This is a genomic window from Rothia sp. LK2492, from assembly GCF_040946345.1.
GTDB classification, from domain to species: domain Bacteria; phylum Actinomycetota; class Actinomycetes; order Actinomycetales; family Micrococcaceae; genus Rothia; species Rothia endophytica.
In genome coordinates this window covers 155,480-174,884 of sequence record NZ_JAYWLX010000003.1, presented here as the reverse complement: position 1 = coordinate 174,884, position 19,405 = coordinate 155,480, and the positions used below count along the sequence as shown (strand labels likewise).

17 protein-coding genes are annotated in these 19,405 nt (G+C 57.1%); 3 read left to right on the top strand and 14 right to left on the bottom strand.

Annotated features, from left to right (window positions below; all coding sequences use genetic code 11):
- Nucleotides 1–66: 66 nt before the first annotated feature.
- Genes VVR27_RS04715 through VVR27_RS04705 form a run of 3 tightly spaced genes read right to left on the bottom strand, consistent with a single transcriptional unit; the run spans nucleotide 67 to nucleotide 5,749 of the window.
- Nucleotides 67–1,464 (bottom strand): hypothetical protein, encoded by a 1,398-nt coding sequence (locus VVR27_RS04715; protein WP_368547280.1) that lies wholly within the window; start codon nucleotides 1,462–1,464, stop codon nucleotides 67–69.
- Nucleotides 1,461–4,610, bottom strand: a complete 3,150-nt coding sequence (locus VVR27_RS04710) for an AAA family ATPase (protein ID WP_368547279.1) — start codon at nucleotides 4,608–4,610, stop codon at nucleotides 1,461–1,463. Before VVR27_RS04710 ends, VVR27_RS04715 begins: the two co-directional genes overlap by 4 nt.
- Nucleotides 4,607–5,749 (bottom strand): exonuclease SbcCD subunit D, encoded by a 1,143-nt coding sequence (locus VVR27_RS04705; RefSeq protein ID WP_368547278.1) that lies wholly within the window; start codon nucleotides 5,747–5,749, stop codon nucleotides 4,607–4,609. The genes VVR27_RS04710 and VVR27_RS04705 overlap by 4 nt, the downstream gene beginning before the upstream one ends.
- A gap of 49 nt (nucleotides 5,750–5,798) precedes the next feature.
- Between VVR27_RS04705 and VVR27_RS04700 the strand changes: the two genes are divergently transcribed.
- The gene (locus VVR27_RS04700; protein WP_368547277.1) at nucleotides 5,799–6,935 is read left to right on the top strand and encodes an ADP-ribosylglycohydrolase family protein; all 1,137 of its coding nucleotides are present in this window, start codon (nucleotides 5,799–5,801) and stop codon (nucleotides 6,933–6,935) included.
- Here VVR27_RS04700 and VVR27_RS04695 read toward each other — a convergent pair.
- The 7 genes from VVR27_RS04695 to clpS all read right to left on the bottom strand — a co-directional run bounded on the left by VVR27_RS04695 (nucleotide 6,932) and on the right by clpS (nucleotide 12,184).
- Nucleotides 6,932–7,810 (bottom strand): phosphotransferase, encoded by an 879-nt coding sequence (locus VVR27_RS04695; protein WP_368547276.1) that lies wholly within the window; start codon nucleotides 7,808–7,810, stop codon nucleotides 6,932–6,934. The genes VVR27_RS04700 and VVR27_RS04695 overlap by 4 nt on opposite strands.
- A gap of 24 nt (nucleotides 7,811–7,834) precedes the next feature.
- On the bottom strand, nucleotides 7,835–8,470 hold the full coding sequence (locus VVR27_RS04690) for a non-canonical purine NTP pyrophosphatase (RefSeq protein ID WP_368547275.1): 636 nt from the start codon (nucleotides 8,468–8,470) through the stop codon (nucleotides 7,835–7,837).
- On the bottom strand, nucleotides 8,470–9,219 hold the full coding sequence (rph, locus tag VVR27_RS04685; protein ID WP_368547274.1) for a ribonuclease PH: 750 nt from the start codon (nucleotides 9,217–9,219) through the stop codon (nucleotides 8,470–8,472). The genes VVR27_RS04690 and rph overlap by 1 nt, the downstream gene beginning before the upstream one ends.
- Nucleotides 9,220–9,283: 64 nt before the next feature.
- Nucleotides 9,284–10,150: an MBL fold metallo-hydrolase gene (locus tag VVR27_RS04680; RefSeq protein ID WP_368547273.1), complete on the bottom strand. Its 867-nt coding sequence runs from the start codon at nucleotides 10,148–10,150 to the stop codon at nucleotides 9,284–9,286.
- A 12-nt stretch (nucleotides 10,151–10,162) separates the two neighbouring features.
- Entirely contained in the window at nucleotides 10,163–11,128 is a 966-nt protein-coding gene (gene murI, locus VVR27_RS04675; protein ID WP_346872368.1) for a glutamate racemase, read from the bottom strand.
- A gap of 166 nt (nucleotides 11,129–11,294) precedes the next feature.
- Nucleotides 11,295–11,852: a DUF2017 domain-containing protein gene (locus VVR27_RS04670; RefSeq protein WP_368547272.1), complete on the bottom strand. Its 558-nt coding sequence runs from the start codon at nucleotides 11,850–11,852 to the stop codon at nucleotides 11,295–11,297.
- Nucleotides 11,852–12,184: an ATP-dependent Clp protease adapter ClpS gene (gene clpS / locus VVR27_RS04665; protein ID WP_346872366.1), complete on the bottom strand. Its 333-nt coding sequence runs from the start codon at nucleotides 12,182–12,184 to the stop codon at nucleotides 11,852–11,854. Before clpS ends, VVR27_RS04670 begins: the two co-directional genes overlap by 1 nt.
- 122 nt (nucleotides 12,185–12,306) lie before the next feature.
- Between clpS and VVR27_RS04660 the strand changes: the two genes are divergently transcribed.
- Together VVR27_RS04660 and VVR27_RS04655 are read left to right on the top strand one after the other, a co-directional pair.
- The gene (locus VVR27_RS04660) at nucleotides 12,307–13,614 is read left to right on the top strand and encodes a nicotinate phosphoribosyltransferase (protein WP_409349929.1); all 1,308 of its coding nucleotides are present in this window, start codon (nucleotides 12,307–12,309) and stop codon (nucleotides 13,612–13,614) included.
- A 35-nt stretch (nucleotides 13,615–13,649) separates the two neighbouring features.
- Nucleotides 13,650–14,276, top strand: coding sequence for an isochorismatase family protein (locus tag VVR27_RS04655; protein WP_346872364.1), 627 nt, complete (start codon nucleotides 13,650–13,652; stop codon nucleotides 14,274–14,276).
- 96 nt (nucleotides 14,277–14,372) lie between these two features.
- Here VVR27_RS04655 and VVR27_RS04650 read toward each other — a convergent pair whose 3' ends face one another.
- The 4 genes from VVR27_RS04650 to VVR27_RS04635 all read right to left on the bottom strand — a co-directional run bounded on the left by VVR27_RS04650 (nucleotide 14,373) and on the right by VVR27_RS04635 (nucleotide 19,402).
- Nucleotides 14,373–16,157: a DEAD/DEAH box helicase gene (locus VVR27_RS04650; protein ID WP_346872363.1), complete on the bottom strand. Its 1,785-nt coding sequence runs from the start codon at nucleotides 16,155–16,157 to the stop codon at nucleotides 14,373–14,375.
- A 436-nt stretch (nucleotides 16,158–16,593) separates the two neighbouring features.
- The gene (locus tag VVR27_RS04645; RefSeq protein ID WP_251378994.1) at nucleotides 16,594–16,881 is read right to left on the bottom strand and encodes a DUF3039 domain-containing protein; all 288 of its coding nucleotides are present in this window, start codon (nucleotides 16,879–16,881) and stop codon (nucleotides 16,594–16,596) included.
- A 50-nt stretch (nucleotides 16,882–16,931) separates the two neighbouring features.
- Nucleotides 16,932–18,530: a hypothetical protein gene (locus tag VVR27_RS04640; protein ID WP_368547270.1), complete on the bottom strand. Its 1,599-nt coding sequence runs from the start codon at nucleotides 18,528–18,530 to the stop codon at nucleotides 16,932–16,934.
- A complete protein-coding gene (locus tag VVR27_RS04635) occupies nucleotides 18,512–19,402 on the bottom strand; it encodes an ABC transporter ATP-binding protein (protein ID WP_368547269.1) in 891 nt (296 codons plus the stop codon). Before VVR27_RS04635 ends, VVR27_RS04640 begins: the two co-directional genes overlap by 19 nt.
- Nucleotides 19,403–19,405 lie beyond the last annotated feature (3 nt).

Here is a 19,405-nt window from a genome sequence, read left to right as displayed (position 1 = left end):
CCGGTCACCTTCTGAGGTGACCGGGCCACAGTTGGAGCAGCAGGCGATGACGGAGCACGAGCGGCTTTAGTCTTGCGGCAGAGGCGCTAAACGCTCCTCGTACATACTGCGCCAGAGGAAGCCGTAGAGGTGCCCGAGTACAAAGAAGAAGGCAGCGGCAATGAGGGGGACCAAAAGAGCGACCTGGTGGTTGTAGGACTCGCTCAGGTCGGCGGCCCACACAAAGCCCACGGCGATTCCGCCTAGTGAACATGCCTGCATGGTACTCAGTGCTAAATCCAGGTTGCTGCGGGCCGCTAAAGAAGTGAGCACTGAATCCACTACTACCAGGCAAATACCGTAGGACAACCCCACCAGCACCAAGGCCAGCACCAGCCATTCGAGGGATGAGGGCAAGGAAAGAAGCAGGGTAGCCGCGGTCAGCCCCAAACCGCTGAGTAGCCAGGCTACCCACGTAAAGGCGGGCAGCCGTTCAAAGATGATGAAAAGAGCGCTGGCTACAGCGAAGAGACCCAGCAGTGCAATCAAGAAGCCGGTCACGCTTATCTGGTCGGTGGATAGAGCAAAAGCTACGATTGCTGCCTGGGTAGACCCCAGCACCGTGCCCAGACAAATCATGCCAATTTGCGGAAGCCACAGCAGGGAGCGGTTGCCGCCGCGCAGAGGCTTGGGTTTACCTTCTACCATGTCTCGACGCTCGATGGGCAGACTCCCTGGCCTCCAGAGAATCATGAGCAGCCCCAGAACATCGATAATAAGCACAGAGAAGAGCGTTGCCTGGGCATTAAAAACAAGGGTAGAAAGACCGGCAATCACGGCGCCCGCTGGTAGGGCAATGACATCCAACATGGTTTCAAGGGAGATGGAAACGTTAAGTTTACGTCGGTCCTTAGTTTTGAGGTACTCAGCACTCCAGTAGGTGCGCATGACGGTACCCAGCGGGACCGTGGTAATGCCTGTGAGGGCCGCTGCGAGTAAGAAACGGGTGATACTGCCGCTCGTTCCCTCAGCAAAACTCAAACTTTCCAGCAGCAACCAGACCAGCGCCAGAATATTGAGCACGGTGACGGCGAAGAAGATGATGTGTTGCCCCCAGCGGTCTGAAAGCCGCCGGTAAACCGGAATCATGAAAGCCGCGCTGATGCCAACAGTTCCTGCGGCGTAACCCCCCAGCGTGGCTTCATTATTCTGGTAGGCCAGCATCATCATCACCGCCAGCATTACCATGGATGCCGGCAGTCTCATCAGCAGAGAGAAGATAAAGAAACGCCAACCGTGCGTGAGCAGGATATTTTGCATACGTGTTTGGGCGTAGCGGGAGGAGACCCGCATACGGGTGCCCAGTTCACTCACTGCCTGACGCGGGGTTCTAGGTTTTTCTGGCAGCTTATTGCGGGTACGCAGAAAAGGGAAACCGCTCAGCGGCGAGCTGATGCGCTTATTCTTAATGCGGTACGGGCTCATACGGCTCCCGTCTCAGATTTGAGGGATGATCCGGTGGGTGAGGTAGTCAGTTGCACCTGACGGGTAATCCGGTTTTTCATTTCGGCCACGTGCGAGATAAGGCCAATGACTCTACCACCTTCGCGCAGACTATCGAGGGTCGTCATGACCTCTTCAAGGGTTTCCTCGTCCAGCGATCCAAACCCCTCATCCACAAAGAGTGTATCAATTTCAATCCCACCGTTGGTGCGTTGAACTACATCTGCAAGCCCCAATGCCAGACAGAGCGAGGCCATAAAGGTTTCGCCGCCTGAGAGAGTCGATGGGTGGCGAGTGGCACCGTGCCAGGCATCACGAACGGTGAGACCCAGCCCTGATTTACTACCGCGCCCCTCAGCGTCATCGGTATGTTCAAGGGTGTACCGGCCGTGCGTCATCTGTTCAAGGTGCTCTGAAGCCGCCTGAGCTACCTCTTCTAGCTGAGCCGCTAGAACATAGGTGGTCAGTGTCATGCGCAGCGCGTTATCGGAGCTCTTGGCAGCTGTTGCCGTTGCTGCCAGGCTGCGAGCGCGGAGGGCTTGAACTAACAGTTCCTGGTTATAGCCGAGGCTGGTGGTGAGCTCTGTGACGATACTGGTGAGCTCTTGGTAGGCTGCGCTGAGGCGTACTCCTGTACGGAGGTAGGTATCACGCGCTCGCTCTCGGCTCTGACGCAACTGAATCACCTCCTGCAGGGCCTGAGGCGTGGGGGATTCTTCACCCCGCTGGACGCGAGCAGCGATACCAGTCATTGCGCTGCTCGCCAGAAGCCCATCAAGGGTAAATCTTTTTTGCTGGTGGGTTTGGATCAGCATGGTGAGAGCTCTTTCCCGTTCGCTCGGTAGGTGGGCCTCCACAGCTTCTGCACCGCTAGAAAAACCGCTGTTCTGTACCACCTGGGCTAGTTCTTCTTCAGCCCTGATGTGAGCTTTTTTTAGTCTTTGAGCCTCTTGTTGGGTGCTGAGAGCAGAAACCAGGTTTTGTGCTACCTGATTCAAAGCTGTAGCGCGCTGCATGAACCCGGTTGTTTGCCGGTGCACTTCAAGCCCGGCCTCATCTTTTTCAATCCGTTCGGCCAGGTTGTTCAGCAGGGTGCGATGGTGGGCCATAGCTGTCGCACAGGAATTCTCTTTTGCCTTTAGTCGCTCGTGATCCGCTTCAGCTGCAGCACGCTCTTGTGCGAGTTCGCTTCTACGTTGCATATTTCTCTGTTTCTCGGTAAGAGACTCTTGAGCCTGCTGAAGCTGGATGAGAGCAGAATTTAGGTCGCTGGCACCGGCAGCAATCAGCTCAGCCACGCTGGTCTCGGCTGAGGTGAGTTCCAGGAGGGCCGCTTCAGCCTTTGCCTCAGCTTGGTCTCGGGTAGCTAATGCATCCTTCACCTCTTCAGCTGAGATAGCCGGGACTTCCTCTGTGAAAGTAGCTGGCGCAGGGTGTTCTCGTGACCCACAAACAGCGCAGGGCTGGCCGGGTTCAAGATTGCTAGCCAGCGTTTGAGCGGCACGGTCAAAGCGTTGCTGTTGAAGGTTTTCAGCTCTAACACCTGCAGCCCGGCGAGCCTCATTGGTGGTCTTGGCCGCGGCTTCAGCAGCAGCGACCCGGCTTCTACTCTGCTCTAGCTTTCGGGCAAGAGTTACAGCAGTTTCAGCGGTATCACGCTGAACTTGAGCCGCAGTCAGCTGGGACCCGGCGTTCTCTAGGACTGTGAAACGAGCACTGAGTTCCGCGAGTTTGCGTTCCTGCTTTGTTACCGCAGTGTGGGCTGCATCCAGAGCTTTTTGCAGCCCCTCGGTTTTCGTCTCGGCCTGCTTCCGTTCTTGCACCAGAGAGGTGAGCTGGCGGTCGCTGCGAGCAAAATCGTTGAGATTCTCGATCTGGCGGGTGAGCTCAGCAACCTGGTCCTCGGTCGCACCATAGTCAGCAAGATTTTGCACATCGGTAAGGAGCGTATATTCCGGGGCAGCTACCTCTATTCCAGCCAGGGCGTTCTCAATTGCAGTTTCCAGGCGACCGGTCACTGTTTCGAGGCGATCTTGAGCATCTTTCACGGCCGCAGCAGCACGCGCCTGGGCGGTCATCATGGGCAGGACGGTGGCGGCCCGCCGATGCAGCGCAAGGCTGGCTTCAGCTTCGGTTATCTGTTCACGCTGTCTATCCAGTTCTTCTTCCTGAGCCTGTAGGTCACGGTATTGGACCCAGTGCCGTTGTAGCTCCCCCAGTGAGGTTTCTTGCTGGCGCAGCTCAGCAATCTCAGCTGCCGCGGTATCGGTAAGGTCAGTAGCAGCCCGGTTGAGTTCGGTGACGTCATCACGTAGCTGCTGGGTACGGCTCAGCGCTCCTTCTGATGTGAGCTCTAGCCAGTCTGGTTTTAGGGGTTGTTCGCCCGTCGACGTGGCTTCGGGCAGAGTAGCTCCGATATCCCCTACCAGAAGCTGCCGGGCCATCGTAATATCGGCAGACGTCTCCGCCCGCTGGGCACGTTCTATCAGGGAGCGCACCGCCGCCTCAGCTTCAGCTGCCTTCGCTTCGGCACCCTTAGCTTTGTCGTCTAAAATTTGCTGAATGCGCTCAAATTCTCGGGTGGAGAAGAGCTTTTTGAGCAGTTCCTCGCGGTCTGCTGATTTGGCAACCAAGAACTGCTGGAACTTACCCTGCGGCAGGAGCATCACCTGGTTAAACTGCTGTGCGGTCAGCCCAATGACCGAGTACATGAAGTCCCCGGCGTCCTTGTGCCGGGTGACGCTGGCGTCCTCTTCCCAGTTACCCACTTTTGCATCAAAGACCTCAATGGTGACGCTGGCCTGCTCGCGGGTGAGCCCGCTTCCGCGCTTTTTTGGGCGCAGGTAATCGGGGCTTCTAAAGATGCGGTAACGTTTACCCGCCACCGAGCACTCAAGTTTGACCCACGGCTGTGCCTCAGGCTCGGCGAAGCGGGATTTAAGGTCGGTTCGGCCCGATGAGGTACTACCGTAAAGGCCATAGCAGATGGCGTCCAGAATGGAGGACTTACCCGACCCGGTAGGACCATTGAGCAGAAAGATACCGGCTTCGTTGAGCTCATTAAAGTCCAGGCTAATGGTGCCGGGGAAGGGGCCGTAGGCGTTAATTTCTAAACTGTGGATTCTCATTCTGATGCTCCTGCCAGCCGCGCCAGTTCAGTAACCTCGGTCAGATAGGCGGTCTCATCCTCGTCTAGAGAGCGACCCCGTACATGCTGATAAAAAGACTGACAAACATCGAAGGTAGTCCGGGCCTCCCGTGTGCGGCGGTAGCTGTGTAGCTCGGTATGCTGGACGCCTTGAGGTTCAAAGAAAAGTTCAAGCACGTGGTCAAAGTGCTCTTTAAGCTGCTCTAGAGCACGAGCCGGGCGCACCGCGTCGGTGAGGGTAATGCTGACGAAGGCAGAGCGGTAGGCTTCATAAGAACCACCGGTGATGTCTTCAAAAGTGCCCCGCAATTTTTTGACCGTGAGGCAGGTGCGCCAGGTGTACTCCTGCACGCTGACCGTGCCCTGCTCGTCGATATCAATAATCCAGGCGCCCTTGCGGTGGTTCTGCTCGCTGAAGGAATAGGGCAGGAGGGAGCCAGAGTAGCGCACGGTATCGGTAACCCGCTGGCGCCCGTGCAGATGCCCTAGTGCGGTGTAGTCTGCCGCCTCAAAAAGGGAGGCTGGAACAGAGAGCGCCCCACCCACAGAAATGTCACGTTCGGAATCAGAGGGGTCAGCCCCTGTGGCAAAACAATGAGCCAGCACCACCGTGGCCAGAGGTTTTACTTCTGCTACGTTTTCAGTCACCCGACGCATAGCCTCGGTGAGTACGGAGCTATGGTTGATGTCAGTGTTCCAGTGAGCGGCGAGTGGGCGTGGTTCCAGATAGGGAATGCCGTAGAAAGCAACCTCTCCCCCCTCTATCGGGAGCAAGATAGGCCGGCCCACCTGGGTCTGGGAGGTCACCAGGTGCACTCCGCTATGAGCTAACAGATCTGAAGCAAAGCCCAGCCGAACCGCCGAATCGTGGTTGCCGCTGGTAGCAATAACCTGTGCCCCGGCATCCACCAGGGAGCTCAGAGTCTTGCTGAAAAGGCGCACGGTTTCGGTGCGGGGCTGCGCCTGATCATAGACGTCCCCACTAATCAGCACCACATCCACCCCCTCAACGCCCACCAGCTGCACCATTTCATCGAGCAGGTCAGCCATGGTGTCGTCCAAAGAGACGCCGTGAAAGGTGCGGCCCAAGTGCCAGTCAGAGGTGTGCAAAATACGCATAAGCCCAGTCTAATGGGAGCCGCGCCCGCTCTGCTCTACACTGGTGCCTATGACCTCTGCTTTCCACGCGCCCTCCGCTACCTCACCCGCCTACCGCGTTGCCCTGCGCGGCGCCCTCCTTGGGTGTGCAATGGGGGATGCCTTGGGCTACCCCGTTGAAATGCTCAGCCGCACCGAGATGTTTGAGCAGTACAAGGCAAAAAACTCCTTAGAACTTCTCGACACGCTTGCCGCCCAGCCCCTGGTGGTTTCCGATGATACCCAGCTGACCATCTACACCCTTGATGGGCTGAGCGAGGTATTGGAATGGAATAACGACGGTCAGGCAGCCGATGAGCTCGCCTGCATTTGGCTTGCCTACCTGCGCTGGTACCGTAGCACCGGTAACCCCTACCCCGCTACTGCCCCTTTCGCTCTCACCCGCCCCCTGGATGCCCAGCCCAGCATGAGCGTCGCCCGAGGCCCCGGCAAAGCCACCCTGGCGGCGCTGGCAGCCGGTGAAATGCAGTTCATCTCTAAGAACGTCAATCCCCACGCCCTGGGGACCGGGGCGCTCATCCGATCAGCGCCCTTTGGTTTTCTGCCCGTGGCAGATGATGCCACCGTCATTAAGCTATCTGCCCATGCTGCAGCTCTGACCCACGGGCACCCCGACGCTATTCTGAGCGCCAGCGCCTATGCTCTGCTGGTGCGTCACCTGCTAGGTTCCCACGAAGCTATCGACCTCCATTTGCCGGCTCGGCAGGCCCTAGAAGCAGTCGTGCAGTGGCTGGGCACGGTGGAGCAGAGCCAGGCGCTACCCGGGGATGCTGCCCTGACCATAGCTGCTCTGCAGACCGCGCTGAGCTCGGTGGACACCGGTATGCCGCTTGGGCGCACAGTAGAGGGTTTTGGGGACCTCTGGTTAGCCCCCGGCTGTTTAGGTTTTGCCGCCTACCTACTGCTGAGTGCAGAACAGGAAATAGCCGATGGTGATACCAGTCCGGCGCTCGCTACACGGAAAGCTTTGGCGCAGGCAGTGAATTGTGACGGTGACTCTGATTCAATTGCCGCCCTGACCGGCACCCTGCTAGGTGCTCTTTACACCGAGGATGTTTTCGATGCGCAGACGCTTGCTTCCCTCGATGCAGCTCCGGCGATTGAGCTCGTCCTTGAGAACTGGTTGAAACAGTTAGGCGTCAGCTAACCCAGGATTTCACTGCGGTGGTCAAGGTACCATTCATCGGCGCGTTCAACAGCTAGTCGCTGAATGGCACCGCCCATACCATTTTTCATAATATAGGCAAGAGATTGCAGGGGTAAGAGGCCAGCCACCCTCTGTGCGCGGGCTATCTGGGGTGCATCGAGTGCTTTTGAGAGAGATTCCCAGCCATAGAAATTACCCAGCGAAGCGTGATCAACGGCAGGGTCGCCTAGGGTTGCGTGGTCCCAGTCGATGACACCGACCAGCTTATCTCCGTTCCACAAAATATTATGCCCAGCTAAATCACCGTGGATAAGTACAGGTTCGACCGGTGGCAGCTCCAGGACGCAGTCAATTGCTCTCAGCGCAACCTTCTGGGCCCCTGTAAGCAGCTGGGGCACGACGTTGGCGCGCAGGTGGGTATCCCACTCTTCTACACCCCTCCAGTGTTCGTACTGGTGATCGAGATAGGGGCCGTACCCGCGGCAGTCAATGGTGTGAATACCTTTGAGCAGTTTGGCTAGTTGCTTGGGTGGTGCCGCTCCCTGGTCGCGGGGTTCGCCCTTAATCCAGGTAAGCCCTACTGCGGTAAAACCAGCGCGGGTAATGACACGCGTGATGGGCCGGGGCACGGTGAAGGGCAGACTTTGCGGTAGGCGGCGTAGAATCTCGGTGCGCCGAGCTACCAGGTAGCCGGTGAGCTGGGTTTTGGCTACACGCACGCTCAGCTGCCCACCCATGTTGACCACGATATGGGCAGAGCCCGTGGTACGAACGTCCCAACGGTCCATTGGAATGTTGAGACCAGCCTGGGTCATCACTGCGTTGATAACCGGCAGGCTGTTCATCTGTTCTAGCTGTGCAAGGTGCGCTACCATAGGGAACCTTCTCTGCTCTGTGCGTTAGTGGCCTGCTAAAGCTGCCTGGATATGAGGCACCAAAGCCGCCAGGGCTTGAGCGCGGTGGCTAATAGCGTTCTTAACTTCAGGTGGCACCTGGGCGCAGGAAAGACCAGCATATTCACCGGTAAAGGCTGAGGGAGCAAGAATGGGGTCGTAGCCGAAGCCGCCCTCACCGCGAGGTTCGCGCAAGAGAGTGCCAGAAAGTTCGCCGTGTTCTACCGCCTCAACCCCTCCGGGGGCTGCCAATGATGCGGCGCAGATAAAGCGAGCACCGCGGTGCTCATCTTTGATATCAGCCAGCTGGGCCAGCAGAAGCTCCAGGTTAGCGGTGTCATCACCGTGTTGACCTGACCAGCGGGCACTGAAAATTCCGGGGGCGTCATGAAGAACATCAACCGCCAGCCCGGAGTCATCAGCAATAGCGATCAGGCCGGTTGCTTGGGCCACGGCACGAGCTTTGAGCAGTGAATTCTCGGCAAAGTTCACGCCATCTTCTAGGACATCAGGGGCGCCTACCGCACCGGCATCGACTACCTCTGTGTCAACGTCCAACCCGTCGATGGTTCCGCGCAAAATCTCGCGGAACTCCCGCAGTTTGCCGGCATTATGAGTTGCTAAAACAATTTTGGCTGGCATTAGTTCTTCAAAGCCTCACGCTGGATTTCAGATAGTTCGTAGGTTCCTACCAAAGCCAGATCTAGTAGGGAGTTAAGCTCCTCGCGGTCGAAGGGAGCACCTTCAGCGGTTCCCTGAACTTCAACAAATTTACCGTCACCGGTAACGACCACGTTCATGTCGGTCTCGGCGCGGACATCCTCAACGTAGGGTAAATCAAGCATGGGGACGCCATCGATAATACCCACTGAGATAGCTGAAACAGAGCCGATGAGCGGTTGAGCTTTGGCAGGAATGATGCCCTCAGATTTAGCCCAACTAATGGCATCTGCCAGCGCCACATAAGCTCCGGTAATAGCTGCGGTGCGGGTGCCACCATCTGCCTGCAGGACGTCGCAATCCAGGACAATGGTGTTTTCGCCCAGTTCTTTGGTGTCGATGATTGCGCGCAAAGAACGACCAATCAGACGTGAAATTTCGTGGGTGCGGCCACCCACCTTGCCTTTGACAGACTCACGGGAATTACGGGTATTAGTAGCCCTGGGGAGCATGGCGTACTCGGCAGTCACCCAGCCTTTACCTTCGCCCTTGAGCCACCGGGGCACGCCTTCGGTGAGCGAAGCGGTACAGAGCACGCGAGTGTTGCCAAATTCAATCAGCGCTGAGCCTTCAGCGTTCTTGGACCAGCCGCGTGTAATGGTGATGGGGCGCAGCTGGTCAACGGTGCGGCCGTCTGCTCGAACGATGGTGATTGCCGTGTTATCAGTCATGGCTTTAGCCTATACCTCCTGCAGATTTTTGCAGAATTGAGAGTGGTTATCTCAGGGTTTCGACCTAGCTGATGCGGTGCCGCGAGACCACTTCAAGGGTGGTGGTTTTGGGGTTCGCGGCATATTCTTCTGGGCTGCGGCGGGGGTTAACACGGTAGGTGGCAGATTCTTCGGCCACGCTGACCGGGCCATCAAAGACTTCTTTAGCTTCGGCGAGCGCGGTCTCTGGATCGTTCCACACCGGCAGGTGAGTTAGCAGGAGGTTGCGCACACCGGCTTCTCGGGCGGTTTCACCGGCACGCTTGCCGGTTAGGTGAATCCCGCGCAGGGCGTCATCGCGCCCCTCCTGGTAGGCTGCCTCGCAGAGGAAGAGGTCAGCGCCCCTAGCGGCTTCAATCAGGCCAATGCAGCTGTCGGTGTCTCCCGAGTAGGTCAGCACGGTCTTGCCCTCAGAGGTCTCGCACTCTAGACGCAGGGCGTAGGGCTCCTTGGTCGGGTGAACTACGGCGTGAGGGGTAACGGTAAAGGGTCCAATTTTTACTTCTTTGTAGTTGGCCCACTCGTGGAATTCAAATTCGGTGTGCATTCCGGGGTCCAGGGGTAACCCGTGGGTGTTAACCAGGTACTGGTGGATGTCGCTGGGGCCGTAGAGCGGAATCGGTCCCTTTGACCAGCCCTTGGGGTCCCATTTAATCGCCACGTGAAGCCCCGAAAGGTCAATGCAGTGATCGGGGTGCAGGTGGGATACCAAGATAGCGTCAATATCTTCAAGGTTGATGTGGGTCTGCAGGGTGCCCAGAGCGCCGTTGCCCATATCAATGATGATGCGCCAGGTCTTGCCCAGGTCATCAATGGCCGAGACCATGTAGCAGCTAGCTGCGGCGTTGGGCCCCGGGAAGGAGCCGGTGCAACCAATAACAGTCAAACGCATAAGTCGGTCTTTCTAGTCAGCGGTGCGATCGAGGTTATTGTCGATCGATATGGTAGAAGTTGGGAGGGCCGGCGGCACGATGGACAGCGAACCGGTGGGAAAGCGCTCAGCGACCGATTCGGTATGGCTAACCCTGGCTACCTCTGGGCCCAGGAAGCGCCGGGCAAGATGTTCAAAGGTGTCAGTTTCGCCGGTGGCAAGAAATTCGTGGGATGCCGGCAAGTCGGTGGGGCGTTCTAGCCCGGCTTTCAAGAGCGCCTTGTAGACATCCTTAGCTGATTCTTCAGACGAAGAAACCAGGGTAACCCCATCTCCCATGATGTAGGAGATAACGCCGGTCAGCAGGGGGTAGTGGGTGCAGCCCAGAACTAGGGTGTCTATACCGGCGTCCTTCAGCGGTTGCAGGTAGGTCTCTGCGGTTTTGAGTAGTTCTGGCCCCGAGGTAATCCCCCGCTCAACAAACTCAACAAAACGGGGACAGGCTACCGAATGAATTTCAAGGTCACTCATGACAGAAAAAGTGTCTTCGTACGCCCGTGATGTCACGGTTGCTTCGGTGGCGATAACTCCGATTTTTCGGTTGCGGGTAGCTGCTACGGCACGGCGGGCAGCTGGCTGAATCACTTCAACCACCTGTATGCCGTACTTGCGAGTGTAGCGTTCACGAGCGTCCCTGAGGACGGCGGCAGAAGCAGTATTGCAGGCGATGACGAGCAGCTTGACCCCGGAGTCGACCAGCTCATCCATAATACGCAGCGCATGGGCTCGTACCTGGGCGATCGTTAGAGGGCCGTAGGGGCCGTGGGCGGTATCCCCCACATAGATGACCGACTCGTGGGGCAGCTGATCCATAATGGCTCGAGCCACCGTTAAGCCCCCCACCCCGGAATCGAACACACCGATAGGGGCGCTAGCGTGAGGCTCTGCTAGCACCTGAGTTCCCCAGGGAGTTTGAAGGGTTGAGAATGAATCGTTCATCGTGACCTGACATTAGCTAAAAATGAGAGAGAACAATAGGTTGGCGGTCTCACCTACACGCTTTTGAGTGGACTATCACGCCCAGGCCGCCTCTAGCCCGTCATATAAGCGTAGATTTGCCATAAAAAGGGTAGGTAGGCGGGTGAAGCCGGAAGGGCCCTACCTGCTAATCATCGAGCTGGCTGAGCATAGCTTCCATGAGGGAGTCCTGTAGCCAGGTAATGAAGTTATAGAGCAGGGCCATGTACTGGTCAGTGGTTTCCACATCCTTCCACTCGGTCATCTGACTGATTCGAGCGGCGTCTTTTTCGGTCTTCAATTCAAGCCGGGTGGCCAGGGTCAGACGTACATCGTTGAGAGCGGTTGCCCAGGCACGGGCGTGTGCGGCGTCCAACGCTAGGTCGACGCTCCGGGCGTCCATAGCTGCCATGTGGAGGTTAGCTATTTTGCCCCGGCGCAGTGAAAGCTCTGTAAAACGGCGGAACTCATCGGCTATCTCGGGGTCATCGCTGGCTACGGGTAACATACGGGCCAGGGCAGGGTCCGTAGGAATCTGGGCGTTTTCAGAGATGCCCACCAGGTCAGCAAGCGGGTCTGTCGCAGCGTCTTCATCGGGCTCGAGCGTAAGGGCAACGTCTTCAAAGAGCTGGGTGAGAACCTGCACCTCTTCAGGTGTGAAGCGGGCGGTATAGCCTCTGGGTGTTGATTTGAAGCCTTGTGCCATTAGCTTTCCGCCCTTTCAAAAGTTGCCCACAAACCCCAAGTATGCAGGGCTGAGGTGTGCCGTTCGGCTTCTTCTTTACTGCCGGTAAATACAGTGGCTTTACCCTCGGTGTGCACTGTCATCATCAGTTTTTCTGCCTTGGCACGGTCATAGCCAAAATGGGAGCGGAAGACGTAACTCACGTAGCTCATCAAATTGACCGGGTCATTCCACACCAGCACGTGCCAAGGCACATCGGGGGCGGTGAAGATATCAGCATCAAGAAGCTGATCAAGGTCAGGCAGGATTTCAGTACCGGCGGTTGATAAAACCGGCTGATAGTGATTGGACATCTCGCGGAGGCACTCCCTTGGGGGCAAGTTATGATGGATTAGTTGCTGACTAACCCTATCTATCATAGGGCTCGGCTAGGTCCAGCTAACGGATTGAACCGGGCGGGGGTAAACTTGTGCCCGTGACTTCTTCAACTGCACTTTTCACAGACCACTACGAGCTGACGATGCTGCAGGCTGCCCTGGCATCAGGTGCCGCCCACCGCAAGACCGTCTTCGAGGTCTTTACCCGCAGGCTCTCTGGCGGGCGCCGCTACGGTGTGCTGGCGGGCACCGGCAGGTTCCTAGAAGGGCTGCACGACTTCCGCTTCACCTCCGATGAAATCGATTTTCTTGCTGACCGTAAAGTGGTGAACAAGCAGACCCTGGACTACCTCCGAAATTTCCGTTTTACCGGCACTATCCGAGGCTACGCTGAGGGTGAGATTTTCTTCCCCCACTCCCCCGTTTTGCAGGTTGAAGCGACCTTTGCCGAGGCCTGCATTCTAGAAACCTTCATTCTCTCCATCTTCAACTACGACTCAGCTGTCGCAACTGCGGCTTCCCGCATGAGCGTTGCCGCTGGCACCCGGCCCTGCCTTGAGATGGGCTCCCGCCGAGCCCACGAAGAAGCAGCCGTAGCAGCTGCCCGCGCCGCCGTCATCACCGGGTTCGCTGGCACCTCTAACCTTGAAGCTGGCCGGCGTTATGGCCTGCACACCATCGGCACCAGCGCTCACTCTTTCACCCTGCTGCACGATTCTGAGCGCGAAGCATTCGAAGCTCAGCTCGAATCCCTGGGCAAGGACACTACCTTGCTCGTCGATACCTACGACGTTGAAAAGGCTGTGCGCCTTGCCGTTGAGCTAGCTGGCCCGGAGCTGGGCGGCGTTCGCCTGGACTCCGGTGACCTGGTGGCACAAGCTCAGTACGTGCGAGAGCTACTGGATTCGCTGGGAAACACCGGTACCAAGATTACCGTGACCAGCGATCTCGATGAGTACGCCATTGCTTCACTGGCTGCTGCGCCCGTCAATTCCTACGGCGTGGGCACCAAACTGGTCACCGGCTCAGGTGTTCCCACCTCGTCTATGGTCTATAAGGTAGTACTGCGTGAAAACAGCGAAGGTGTTATGGAGCCCGTGGCTAAAGCATCCTCGGGTAAAGCCTCTATCGGTGGTCAGAAGAGCGCGGTCCGCAGGCTCAACGCTAAAGGCAGGGCAACGGCTGAGGTCATTGGGGTCGATATCACTGCCCCGGCTGACTCTAACGACCGCAATCTCATGGTTGACCTGGTGGTGGACGGCGCTGTTCAACCGGGTTTCACCGGCGCCGAAGGGGTGCGCAGAGCCTCTGAACGTCATGCCCGTTCCCTCACTGAGTTGCCTGTTGCCGCAACCCGCCTTTCACCCGGCGACCCCGTGATTCCCACCGAATTTGTGAACAGCTAAACTAGTAGATTCATTCTCTGGCGTAAGGAGCACCCATGCCTAAAGCACTCATTATTGTTGATGTTCAGAACGACTTTTGTGAAGGTGGTAGTTTGGCCACCGAGCGCGGCGCCGAAGTTGCTGCGCTGATTAGCGAGTATATAGAAACCCGTCATGGTGATTACGAGGCAATCGTGGCTACCCTAGACTGGCATGTGAACCCGGGCGACCACTTCTCTGACACCCCGGATTACAAGACTTCTTGGCCTCGTCACTGTGTAGCCGAGAGCCGTGGCGCTGATACCCACGAAAATTTGGATACCGACTACATCGAAGCTTTCTTCCGTAAGGGTGCCTTTGAGGCCGCTTACTCTGGGTTTGAAGGGTTACTGGCACCCGAGAACTCGGTCATGACCGGTGAACGCGAGGCCGGAGCAGCAGTTGAGGATGAAACCCCCAAGCTTTCTCTGGATGACTGGTTACAGGAACACGAAATCACCGATGTTGACGTGGTGGGCATCGCCACCGATTTCTGCGTCAAGGCAACTGCCCTCGATGCTGTGGACGCTGGCTACGAGACACGAGTGCTCCTGGATCTCACCGCCCCGGTCTCTGAAGAGGGCCAGGACGACGCCGTTGATGAATTAGAGGATGCCGGTGTGACGGTCACCGAGGTTCTGTAGGCAGTTCAGAGTATCAAAAAATTTTCGCCCAGAAAGGGTTAAGAGCTACTTGTTCTTAACCCTTTCTGGGCGAAAACTATCTAGGTGAGCCCTCGTTTATTTTCTGCCCACGAACCAGTCCTGCAGTTTTTCAAGGCGGGCTTGGAGCTGCTCGGCTGATGCCTGGGCGACGGCAGGGCCACCGCAAATACGGCGCAGCTCGTTATGAATGGAGCCGTGGGGTTTGCCGGTGCGGGCAGCCCAAGCAGCAACATTCTTAGAGAGCTGGTTACGCAGGTCCTTGAGCTGACGGTGGTCCACCACCTGCGGCGCGCTGGTGGCAGGACGCCTGGAGGCATGATCCTGCTGGCGTGCACGCAGGAGAGTGCCCACCTGGTCGGCGTCCAGTAGCCCAGGTATGCCCAGGAAGTCCTGTTCTTCGTCTGACCCCACTTCAAGACCGCCGGAGGCAAATTCACTGCCATCAAAGAGTACACCGTGGAAAGATGCCTGAGAACCGATAGCCTCAAATCTGCCGCGCGTTAGCTGATCCGAGGCTACTTCTTCACGGTTGGCTTCTTCAATGAGGTGGTCATCCAGGCCCTCGTTGAGCGGGTCTACTGGCTCGTCATTGGCGCCTTTTCGATCCAAGGCGTGATCGCGTTCAGCTTCCATCTCGTTAGCTAGCATCATGAGCTGGGGAACCGAGGGCAGGAAGACCGAGGCGGTTTCACCGCGCTTACGCGAGCGCACAAAACGTCCAATCGCCTGGGCAAAGAAAAGCGGTGTGCTGGTTGAGGTGGCATAGACGCCCACGGCTAGACGGGGCACGTCCACGCCTTCGGATACCATGCGGACCGCCACCATCCAGCGAGCCATTCCCTCGCTGAAAGCCTCGATGTTATTGGAGGCTTCTTTGTCATCGGAGAGAATGAGGGCTGGCTTTTCCCCCGTAATTTTCTGTAGCTGGGCAGCATAGGCGCGTGCGTCAGCGTGGTCGGTAGCGATGACTAGCCCACCGGCGTCCGGTACGGTGCGGCGCACCTGTGTTAGACGTTTATCAGCAGCCGAGAGCACGGTAGGGATCCATTCACCCTCAGGGTTGAGGGCAGTACGCCAGGCCTGGGCGGTCACATCCTTGGTGAATCCCTCCCCCAGGTTGGCCGCCATTTCTTCGCCGGCGCTGGTGCGCCAGCGCATCTGACCTGAGTAGGCCATGAAAATAACCGGGCGCACCACGTGGTCTTTAAGAGCTGGGCCATAGCCGTAGGAGTAGTCAGATGTAGAGCGGCGGATGCCCTCTTTGTCCTCTTCATACTGCACAAAAGGGATAGCTGAGGTGTCTGAGCGGAAGGGTGTACCGGTCAAGGCCAGACGGCGGGTGGCCGGTTCAAAGGCCTCGCGCAGACCGTCACCCCAGGAGAGGGCATCGCCTGCGTGGTGGATTTCATCCATGATGACCAGGGTGCGGCCATTTTCGGTGCGTGCCCTGTGCAGCATGGGTTTGTTAGCAACCTGGGAGTAGGTCAGAGCTACGCCCTGGTAGCCCCGGCCCGTGGTGCCGTCTGAGTTCTTAAAGTTGGGGTCAATGGAGATACCCACTCGCGCAGCGGCATCCGCCCACTGGCGCTTGAGGTGATCAGTGGGAGCCACCACGGTCATACGGTTGATAGTGCCGCGGTTGAAGAGCTCTTTTGCTACGGTGAGGGCGAACGTTGTCTTACCCGCTCCGGGGGTCGCCACCGCCATGAAGTCCCGCGGGTTCTCAGCAAAATATTTTGTCATTGCCTCTGACTGCCAGGCACGCAGTTTAGGCGCTGTGCCCCAAGCCGCGCGGTCAGGATAGGCCGGGGGTAGAGGGGCTGAGCCTTCTCCAAAGAGTGTGGGCTGTGCATCTGACATGGTGAGTCCCTTCCCTCGCAACGACACTGTGCCCAAAGGGGCACCAGAAAAGTTTAGCCCCATTCGGTGAGGAATGGGGCTAGAAAAACTACCGGCTTGGTCACGCCGATAAGTTCCATTGGCCTTGAGTCGGTAAGGTGCTGTGATGACTGGTAGTTCAGCGGCGACAGTGCGCCCCGCCCCATCGTAGGTCACGGTGGAAGGAGTGCCTCCGAATTCTGAGCTGGGCCCTAACGAGTTATCAGTTGACCGGCGTCCTCTCCAGCCACCTGTGCAAAAATACCGAAACGTAGCATCGGCTCAGGGGTAGAGATAGAAGCAGCATAGGCAGGGATGAAAAAGGTCACTGCCAGCATGGGAGCTGGCCATCCACCCGCTAGTGCAAGAGAGTGACGGGTAGTTATGAGGGATTAGCGCCCCTGCTACAGGTAGGGTTTTAGTTATCGTCTTGTCCCGGTGCTAGGCCTTCATAAATTTCCTTGCACTCTGGGCAGACCGGGAATTTTTCGGGATCACGGCCCGGTGTCCACTTTTTGCCGCACAGAGCTCTCACCGGCTTTCCGGTGAGGGCTGATTCCATGATCTTTTCTTTGCGGACATAGTGGGAGAAACGTTCGTGATCACCTGGTTCAACGTCCTGAACTTCTTCGCGTTCTAGTAGTGCTGTGCCACCGGTTCGTTGAGTTTCGGGGAAGGGATCTTCGATTCCGGGAATGGAGGACATGGCTTTCCTTTCGTAGGTTTCTTCCTAGTGTAATGGAGCTACTAGCCCTGTTAGCCGAAGCGGGCAACACGCTGCAGCGCATCTGCCGCATGTTGCTCAAAGCGACGAGACCCTAGCTTGATTCCTAGGATCAAGATGATGAGGCCAAGTATGAGCATGGCACCGCCACCGAGCCATCCCCACAGGGGGTTCCCTGTGATTCCTTGGGCCAGTAGCCCTGCCCCGCCGGGGAAAGAGAGGACCATAGGGATGAACATGATCAGACCACGGACAAGTGCCTTAGCAAAACCATCGGGCTGTTTAGGTGTTTTCCAGGGACTGGAGCCGGGTGGAGGCGCCGGAACCGAGAAATACATATCCGATACCGCGGAGACACCCAAACTCACAAAGAAAACCCCAACCGTGGTCAACATAATCGGAGCAAGGTAAACAGTCTGCTGGCTGACCAGCACATAGATCAAGCTACCGATGACCATCAGGGGCAGATAAATTATGAGCATGGCATAGAGTCGGCCCAGTCGGTCTTCAATCCCGCGTAGGGGTGCCAGTACATGCATGGAGAAGGCGATGTTTTCATAGGAAATCAGGTAGGCAAAGATATACCCGGCGAAAGCTGGTAGAAAGACTGTCAGGAAGAACTGCCCCAAGATATTACTGCCTGTTTCTGAAGAAGGCATGGAGGTGCCCATAAAAATGAACATAGTATAAAAGAGGGGCACCATCAGAATATTGAGGTTACACCGGGTGTCCTTGAACATCATATGGAGAACACGAGCTGTAATAGCCCATCTGGGCTTGTCGGGGAAGAGCCCTAGTAAACCAAGCTTGCCCGCCTCTGAGATGGTAGCGGCCTTATGGGGGGTTAATGCTCCGACGTTAGCCATGGTCTTTTCCATTGCGCGCCGCCACATCGCCCAGGCGAGAGCCAGGTAGACCAAGCTAATAAGTACCAGCAAACCGGCTGTGCCCCAGTGCCCCTGCCCTGCATGAACAGCCACCGCCCAGGGGGCCGCAAAAGGTGTCCATTGCAGGGAGGAAACCACAGTGGGTAGCCGGTCAATCATTGAATAGAGCCCGGTGACTGCACCCATCATGATGGGGCCCAGCATGACCAAAATGCTAAAGCTAATAATGGTGAGAAGATTAGTGACACCGCGGCGGGCTCTCATTGGGATAGAAAGCTGTGTAATCAGGCGCGATACCACCACTACTAGCGCCAGACCCAGCACCAGCGAAAGCGGGTAGAAGGCTAGGGACCAGCCGGTGCTGGTCAGCGACGTGGCCGCGGCCAAACTCATCATAAGGGTGACTGCTCCGGGGATTCCCACGAAAGCTCCGAGCAACTGACCGCCCATAAGTTGGGGGGCAGTCAAGGGATAGGGTGCCAGACGCTCGGGGTCTAGGGTGGCGTCAGCAGCCGCCGCCACCAGAGGTACAATCCACCAGATGAGGGAAAGTACGGTAGCAAACAGCACCATAAAAGTGAGGGACCAAGTTTTATCAACGGTGAGACCCAAAGCCCCCAACCCAAAGGCTGCACCCAGTGCGTAGAGGCCTCCGAAGGCTACACCGACGATCACCCACACATTTTTGCTGGTGAAAAGGGCAGCGAAATTGGCCCATTTGAGTTTTAGGAGGACTGCAACCATGAAATACCCTCCGACACCACTCTGCCACCGACCAGGCGAACAAATCGTTCTTCAAGGCTCTGACCTGCTCTGACCTCGTCCACCGTGCCTGAAGCAAGAATGCGGCCCTTATCCATGATGGCAACATGATCGCATAGACGCTGCACTAGATCCATGACGTGGGAGGAGATAATCACCGTACCTCCGCCAGCCACATAGGCTCGCAATATGTCTTGAATATTCGATGCTGAAATAGGGTCCACCGCCTCAAAAGGCTCGTCAAGCACCAGCAGCTGCGGTGCATGAATCATGGCGCAAGCTAGGGCCACTTTTTTGGTCATACCGGCTGAGTAGTCAGCGACCTGTTGGCCTGCAGCACCGGTGAGGTCCATGGCTACTAGCAGGTCACGGGTACGCTGAGCCACCGTCTGCTGATCTAACCCATGAAGCCGACCGGCGAAAGTGATCAACTGCTCACCGGTCAATTTATCGAAGAGGTGGACGCTATCTGGTAACACCCCTACCTTACGTTTAGCGTCCAGCGGCTGCGCCCAGATATCTGCCCCGCCAATGAGCACCTGGCCCTGGGTAGGTTTGAGCATTCCGGTAGCCATAGAGAGAGAGGTGGTCTTACCCGCCCCATTGCGCCCCACCAGCCCGTAAAACGAGCCGCGGGGAACGGTTAGGTTGATTCCATCAACGACAGCTCTCTGGTCAAAAATCTTGACCAGGGACCGTATATCGAGTGCTGGGGTTCCTTGGCTCTGGGGAGCCACCTCAGCATCTACGATGTTGTCCGTTATCTGCGAAGCTACCTGGGCATGTGCAGAGGGTTGCTGTAACGATTCATCGTGAGCTGGAACAGCGCTGTGGGGAAAGTTTTCTTCACTCATATC